The sequence below is a fragment of the Streptococcus cristatus genome (assembly GCF_001588905.1).
In the GTDB taxonomy this organism is placed as follows: Bacteria; Bacillota; Bacilli; order Lactobacillales; family Streptococcaceae; genus Streptococcus; species Streptococcus cristatus_N.
The window spans coordinates 1-1,613 of record NZ_LAWH01000043.1 but is presented as its reverse complement, the minus strand read 5'-3'; the positions used below and the strand labels follow the sequence as shown (position 1 = coordinate 1,613).

The following is a 1,613-nucleotide window of genomic DNA, read 5'->3' as shown; positions in this document are numbered from 1 at the left end:
GATGGTAAGCCATCATTAGCTCAAGTCGTGGACAATAACAACGGCACGCACACTGTTAAAGTTGGTCTGGATAAGAATGGCAATGGCCAATTGGATCCAGATGAAGTAACCTCATCTACCATTGTTAAAGACGGTAAGGACGGTAAATCTCCACTAGCTAAAGTTGTCGACAATAACAATGGCACACACACAGTTCAAGTCGGACTCGATAAGAACAACAACGGTCAGTTGGATCCAGATGAAGTAACATCTTCAACTATCGTCAAAGACGGTAAGGATGGAAAAGCTGGCGCAACTGGTGCCAAAGGAGAAGATGGTAAGCCATCATTAGCCCAAGTTGTCGATAATAACAACGGCACGCACACTGTTAAAGTTGGTCTGGATAAGAACGGCAATGACCAATTGGATCCAGACGAAGTAACCTCATCTACCATTGTTAAAGATGGTAAGGATGGAAAATCTCCATTAGCTAAGGTTGTTGATAACAACAATGGCACCCATACTGTTCAAGTCGGACTTGATAAGAACAACAATGGTCAGCTTGATCCAGACGAAGTGACATCTTCAACTATCATCAAAGATGGGAAAGCAGGCGCAACCGGTGCCACAGGAGCAACTGGAGCGGATGGTAAATCATCATTAACTGAAGTAGTTGATAACCACGATGGTACTCATACTGTTAAAGTTGGTCTTGATAAGAACGGCGACGGTAAGCTTGATCCAAGTGAAGTAACGTCAACGACTATCGTTAAAGACGGCGCAACTGGTGCTACAGGGGCGACCGGAGCTAAGGGCGATAAAGGTGAAACAGGTGCCACTGGCGCGACTGGAGCTAAAGGAGAAGATGGCAAGCCATCATTAGCCCAAGTTGTCGATAATAGCAACGGTACTCACACTGTTAAAGTTGGCCTTGATAAGAACGGCAATGGCCAATTGGATCCAGATGAAGTAACCTCATCTACCATCGTTAAAGACGGTAAGGATGGTAAGTCTCCATTAACTGAAGTAGTTAACAACAACGACGGTACTCATACTGTTAAAGTTGGTCTTGATAAAAACGGTGACGGTAAGCTTGATCCAAGTGAAGTAACGTCAACGACTATCGTCAAAGATGGCGCAACAGGTGCTACAGGAGCAACTGGAGCGGATGGTAAATCATCATTGACTGAAGTAGTTGATAACCACGACGGCACGCATACTGTTAAAGTTGGTCTTGATAAGAATGGCGACGGTAAGCTTGATCCAAGTGAAGTAACGTCAACGACTATCGTCAAAGATGGCGCCACAGGTGCTACGGGTGCAACCGGAGCTAAGGGTGAAGATGGTAAAACATCATTGGCTAAGGTTGTAGACAATAACGATGGCACTCATACTGTTCAAGTCGGACTTGATAAGAACGGCAATGGTCAGTTGGATTCAGACGAAGTAACCTCATCTACCATCGTTAAAGACGGTAAGGATGGTAAATCTCCATTAGCTGAAGTAGTTAACAACAACAACGGTACTCATACTGTTAAAGTTGGACTCGATAAGAATGGTGATGGTAAGCTTGATCCAAGCGAAGTAACTTCAACAACTATCGTGAAAGACGGCGCAACAGGTGCTACAGGTGC

General features: G+C 44.7%; 1 protein-coding gene. It reads left to right on the top strand.

Annotation, left to right across the window (positions count from 1 at the left end):
* On the top strand, nucleotides 1–1,613 hold a 1,613-nt coding region (locus tag A0765_RS08610), incomplete at both ends, for a collagen-flanked surface repeat-containing protein (protein WP_442684628.1).